Origin of the sequence: Phytoactinopolyspora endophytica, from assembly GCF_004138495.1 — a bacterium.
GTDB lineage: Bacteria > Actinomycetota > Actinomycetes > Jiangellales > Jiangellaceae > Phytoactinopolyspora > Phytoactinopolyspora endophytica.
This window is the reverse complement of sequence record NZ_ML142850.1, coordinates 558,691-564,220: the sequence shown is the minus strand read 5'-3', so window position 1 is coordinate 564,220 and position 5,530 is coordinate 558,691. Positions and strand designations below refer to the sequence as shown.

The window sequence follows — 5,530 nt, the reverse complement described above, 5'->3', positions numbered from 1 at the left end:
CAGGGTGAGTGCGGCAAGCACCGCCGTGCAGAGCAGCAGCATGGCCGCGGACATGATGTGCTCCGCTACGGCGAGCAGGTACGGTGCGCCGAACCCGAGGTAGGCGATCGCTTGGAAGACGGCGGTGAGCCTGGCCAGGTTGTGGGAACCAGCCATGGCCTGCACTTCGGTGAGGCCGGCTACCAGGCAGCATCCGTAACCGGCGCCGAGCATCAGCGCGGCCGCGGCGACGAGCAACGGCTGGGAGGTCGCGGCGGCCGATGATGCACACAGCAGACCGGCGGCGACGATGGCCAACGCGGCAGCGATCAGCGTCGGCCTGCCCGGAAGGTCGAGGCGACGGGCGAGCGGCTGAACCAGGATGCCGGCCACCATGGTCAGTGCCGTGACCACAGCGCCGAACGGCAAGGCGTAGTCCCCGAGGCGATCCTTGACGAGCCCAGGGAGATAGGCGAGCGCGATCGATGATGCGCCGAAGACCCACGGCGCGAGCGGCAACACGACGCCGCGAAAGCGGCGACCGCTCGCGGTCGGCAGCCGCGACGGGGTCCACGGCGCGGTCTCTCGGTTCACCGAACGTGTTTCTCTGGCGCGCAGCGCCAAAGGGATGGCCAGGAGCGTCAAGGCCAGGTGGGGGAGGTATACGGAGAGCGCCGGGGAAGGCGCCCATTGCGCCAGGAGACCGGCAACGAGCGGCCCGCCGGCGAATCCTGTGGTCATCGCGATGGTCGCGCGTCGGGCACCTGGATTCGGCGCACGGTCGAGACGGTGTGTGCAGAGCTCCTTGATCCAGGCCGTCCCGGAGCTGAAAGCCATACCGCTGGCGGCGCCGGCGACCAGGCGCCCGACGAACAACCACCCAAGGGCCGCGCTTCCTGCCATCAGCAGCAGGCTGGCGAGTGCAGACGTGACCAGGGCCGGTACCAGCACCCGACGGCGGCCGTAACGGTCAGAAGCCGGGCCACTCAGTAACAGCCCGGGAATCAGTCCCAGGGCGTACAGCCCGTACGTAGCTTGGACGGTGGCCGCGGACACATCCAGATCGGCCCGGTACATCAGCAGAAGCGGCGCGAACTGGTTCGCACCCCATCCAACCGCCGCGACACCTAACCCGATCGCCAGCCATTCCCGGTCTCGTGCACCGATGGATTTCGCGTACCTCGTATGAGTGGAGGCGGCTGTCCCCAGAGTTTGCCTTGTCATGACAGCCATGTTGGGCGACCGTGGAACCGGGTACGAGTGGCTGGAACGACCCTATGCGTACAATTTCGGACATGGCGCCGGTTGCACTCGCGATTGCCGACGGTATGTCTCTATTCGAGCTGGCCATACCGTGCGCGGTCTTCGGCGGCAGGAGACCGGAATCGGTCACCGACTGGTACAACCTGACTGTCTGTGCCGCCGCCGGCGCGCGGGTCGGGGAGTGGTTCCGCACGGAGACGCCGCACGGCCTGGACGAATTGGTGGATGCGGCGACGGTGATTGTGCCGGCTTGCGACGACGCCGCCGAGAACCCGCCCACCGAACTGGTCGACGCCGTACGCGCTGCGCACGAGCGGGGAGCGCGGGTGGCCTCCATCTGTACCGGGGCATTCGTCCTGGCCGCTGCCGGTCTGCTCGACGGGCGACGCGCTACCACCCACTGGATGTACGCGGCGAGGCTGTCCCAGCAGTATCCGGAGGTCGAGGTCGATCCCAGCGTGCTCTACGTAGACGACGGCGATGTGCTGACCTCGGCGGGCCAAGCTGCGGGGATCGATCTCTGCCTCCACATGGTCCGCACGGACCACGGCGCGGGGGTCGCCAACAGCGTCGCCCGGCGACTGGTCGTGGCCCCGCACCGGGACGGGGGCCAGGCGCAGTTCATCGCCACCCCGTTGCGGACCGGCGACGGCCAGAGCTTGAATGACCTCCTGGACTGGGCCGCCGAGCATCTGCACGAGCCCCTCACCGTCGCCGACCTCGCACGGCGAGCGAACGTGAGCCCGCGCCATTTGGGCCGGCTGTTCCTCAAGGTCACAGGGACCAGCCCGCTGCAATGGCTGCTACGGCAGCGGATCATGCGGGCACAGGAGATGCTGGAGTCGAGCCGGGACAGCGTCGACAGTATCGCCGAACGCGTCGGAATGGGCACGGCGGCGACTCTTCGCCGCCATTTCAACCGAACGCTCGGCACCCCGCCGGACACCTACCGCCGCACCTTCCACCAGGAAGTAGAGACTCGTACGACGACTCACCCTGGCTGAGAGCGTGGGATCAAACTCGCGTCACGGCCTTCCGGCACGATGGACGCGGCCACACAAGGCGGCAGCCGATCCGGTGGAGTCGGTTCGGCTGATGGGACGTCCCATCCCGGTGGCATCATACGTTTGCCGCGAGCAGCGCCTCGCCTAGTGGGCTGCGTGAGTGCAGGACCCGCGCGCCGTCGCGGCGACGGTCGACGAGCCGGGAGCGCCGCAGCACGGCGAGGTGCTCGGACGCGGTGGACACCGACATCCCTGCAGCCGATGCGGCCTCGCTCGTCGACAGCGGCTCACGCAATGCGAGGAGCAACCGCGCGCGGCCGGCACTGAGCAGCCCGGCGAGTGCCGCCTCGCCGGCGCCGTCGTCGTGCGACCAGGTCTCGGTGACACCGTGTGCCGGATAGAACAGCGTCGGCTGGGCCGGGCGCTCCGTCAGCACGGCGCAGCGTCGTGCCATCACCGACGGCACGAGTACGAGCCCACTGCCGGCGCAGTCGACGATCTCGCTGTGTACCCGCATGCGCACTCGTACCGCGTCGCTGCGCCAGTCGACTTGCTCGTGCAGCGTGCCGACCATCGCGGCGATGCCGGCGTCGGTCATCCGTCGCGACCTTACGGCGATGTCCGAGCGCAGCAGGCGATCGAGCTGGTTCCAGTGCGGGGCGAGCACGGCGTCCCAGAACTCGCCCCAGGCGTCGGCGATCATGGCCCGCGCCCGCGCCGGCTCGTCGCGCATGCTGCGAAGGGTGTCCTGCCGCGCTCCGGTGGACCGGTCGATCATCTTGTTCAGGTCGACGCGCATGGGGTCGAGCGGAGCTTCGCGCAGCCGGGCGATCTCGTCGTCGGCGGTCATGTCCCACGCCGGGCTGGCGGTGAGGAAATCCGGAAAGTACCCACTCGCGCCGATCACGACGCGGAGCAGATCGTAGGCCCCGGTCGGCACCGCGTCGCGGACCGCGCGAATCCAGCTCCACTGCAGCGGCTGCTCGCCGGGGGTCTGCAGCACCCGCACCGCGTGACAGAGCTCGTGCCCAGGTGAGACGCCGAAACGGATGGCAGAGATGTCGTCGGGGGCGAGCCGGAACTCGACGAACTTTCGGTCCACGCCGAAAGGTTAGCCGCCTTTCGTACATCGCGAGAGTGTGGGCAGCACGCGATGCGGGAGGGCCGCATCGGAACATCCGAAGGAGCTATGGCATGAAGTTCGCACTCGTCTACGCCAACCAGGTCGCGGAGTTCGACGAATGAGCGCCCGCACCATTCCGGCCAGCGAACTCCGCGTCGGGGAGAGTCAGACTCTTCGGTTCGAGGGCCGGCCGTACGGCTCTGGCATCTCGTTCTTTCTTGTGAAGAACGAGCCGGGCCAGGGGCCCGGCCTGCATCGCCACCCCTACAGCGAGACTTGGACGGTACTCGAGGGCGAGGCGACCATCCGCATCGGCGATGAGACACTCGTCGCGCACGCGGGCGACACGGCCGTCGTCGCGCCGGACGTCTGGCACGGCTTCACCAACACCGGCTCCGGGACGCTTCGCGTCATGTGCGTGCACGCGTCAGACGTCATGATCCAGGAATGGCTCGACGACTAGCGGGTCAGCGGCCGCCGAACCAGCGCTCGTAGACCGCGTCGTAGATGCCGTTCTCGGCGAGCTCGAGAAGCGCGACATCGATGCGTGCTCGCAGGCCGGTATCGAGCGCCGTGCCGATGCCGTAGCTGAACTCCTCGAACACCGGGCCTACCATCTGCAGCTCGCCTCGCCCGTTGCGGGCGGCCTCGTGCTGCAGTGCGGGTGCGTCGTAGACGACGGCGTCGAGTTCGCCGTCGCGCAGGGCCGCATATGCCTGGTCGATGTCCTCGTAGAGGACCGGCCCTACGCCGATCGTCGTGAGATGTTCGGCGCCGGGAGTCTGGACCACGGTGCCCACACGGTGTCCGGCCAGGTCTTCCGGGCCGGCGATGTCGCCGCGGATCTCGTCCACCGCCATGGCGCTGGTGATGCTGGCGGTGAAGTAGGCCAGGAGGAAGTATCCCGCCAGGATCCACCCGACGGCGAAGACCCGCCCGAGGTTGCGCCGGGGTGTATTGTTGCCGGCGCCGAACGGCGTGATCGCGACGACCGCCCACCAGATAGATTCGGCGATACCCCGCGGGTAGCTGGTCGGGATGTCCGGATTTCGGTTCCGTTCCAGGAGCCAGATCACGTGTCCGACCGCGATGAGGATGAGTCCGAAGATCGCGACGAACCACAGGATCCACGTGACCAGATTGCTGGTGACGATCCGGCCAAGCGCGGATCCGATTCCAGAGCCCTCGTCGGAGCGGACCATCACCTGCAGGCCGGATCGCAACGTCGGTTGGGACAGGGCGACCTGCTCGGCGCGTCCGGAGGTGATGTCCAGCCCGCCGAGCGCGACGTCGGCCGCCCCGCGTTGGACGTCATCGAGCTGTTTGGCCAGGCTGTTCACCTGCTGGATGCGGTAGTCCACCCCGAGGCGCTCGGCGATGTGGCCCCATAGCTCCACGCTGAATCCGGTGTACTCGTCGTCCTCGTAGGCGACGAACGGGGAGAGTCCGCGGGTCGTAACGATCAGGGTGCCACCACGCGACGCGGCCCCGGACCCGTCGGGGTTGGCACCCGCGCCTGAGCCGGGCGGACGCTCGCCCAGGTCCGCCTCGAGTTCGGGGTCCGCTTGGTGCAGCCACGCTGTCACCTCGCTGGTGTGTTCGGCGATCCATTCGTGCGCGTGCCGGCGGATGTCCGCTGGTGCGCCCTCGCCGGCTCGCATCCTCGCGTTCTGCACGGTGATGTCCTCCAGCGGGATCACCACCGACTCCAACAGCCGCCTGATGGGTGGGTGTTCATCCAGGAAGGCAGTGTTGGCCACCGCGCGGATGTCGTTCGCCGGCCAGCCGTCCGGCACGTCGAGCCATGTGACGTCCTCACCGGGAACCAGCTGGCCCAATGTCCAGTTCGGCGTCCACGTGTAGAACAGCACCGGTTCGCCGCGCTGGTACCGCTCGACCACGTCGTCCAGCAACGGCGCATATTCCCCCTGGACGTGGGTGACGGTATCTCGCAGCCCGAGGTCGTCGAGGTGGCGTTCGACGACGGCCTCACAACCCCAGCCGACAGAGCATCCCGTCAGATCGGCCGCGCCGTCGCCGTCGGTATCGAACCGGCTGGCAACGTCGGGATCGGCCAGATCGGCCAGGGAATCGATGTCGTACCGCTCGGCGCTCTCCCGGTCGACGAGATACCCCTGCGCGGCGCCGTCGTCCACCTGGG

The 5,530-nt window shown here is 68.3% G+C and carries 5 protein-coding genes; 2 read left to right on the top strand and 3 right to left on the bottom strand.

Annotated elements, in window-relative coordinates; genetic code table 11:
- A partial coding sequence (locus tag ELR45_RS05860) for an MFS transporter (protein ID WP_165367512.1) occupies positions 1–1,203 on the bottom strand: 1,203 nt, incomplete at its 3' end.
- 53 nt (positions 1,204–1,256) lie between these two features.
- Here ELR45_RS05860 and ELR45_RS05855 point away from each other — a divergent pair.
- Positions 1,257–2,246, top strand: coding sequence for a helix-turn-helix domain-containing protein (locus ELR45_RS05855; protein ID WP_420813815.1), 990 nt, complete (start codon positions 1,257–1,259; stop codon positions 2,244–2,246).
- A 115-nt stretch (positions 2,247–2,361) separates the two neighbouring features.
- On the opposite strand, the gene ELR45_RS05850 is transcribed toward ELR45_RS05855, so the two are convergent.
- Positions 2,362–3,348, bottom strand: coding sequence for a helix-turn-helix domain-containing protein (locus tag ELR45_RS05850; RefSeq protein WP_129664164.1), 987 nt, complete (start codon positions 3,346–3,348; stop codon positions 2,362–2,364).
- Between the two features lie 139 nt (positions 3,349–3,487).
- Between ELR45_RS05850 and ELR45_RS05845 the strand changes: the two genes are divergently transcribed.
- Positions 3,488–3,832, top strand: a complete 345-nt coding sequence (locus tag ELR45_RS05845; RefSeq protein WP_129664162.1) for a cupin domain-containing protein — start codon at positions 3,488–3,490, stop codon at positions 3,830–3,832.
- A 4-nt stretch (positions 3,833–3,836) separates the two neighbouring features.
- On the opposite strand, the gene ELR45_RS05840 is transcribed toward ELR45_RS05845, so the two are convergent.
- Positions 3,837–5,530 (bottom strand): glycine betaine ABC transporter substrate-binding protein (locus ELR45_RS05840; protein ID WP_129664160.1); only part of this gene is annotated, 1,694 nt, incomplete at its 5' end.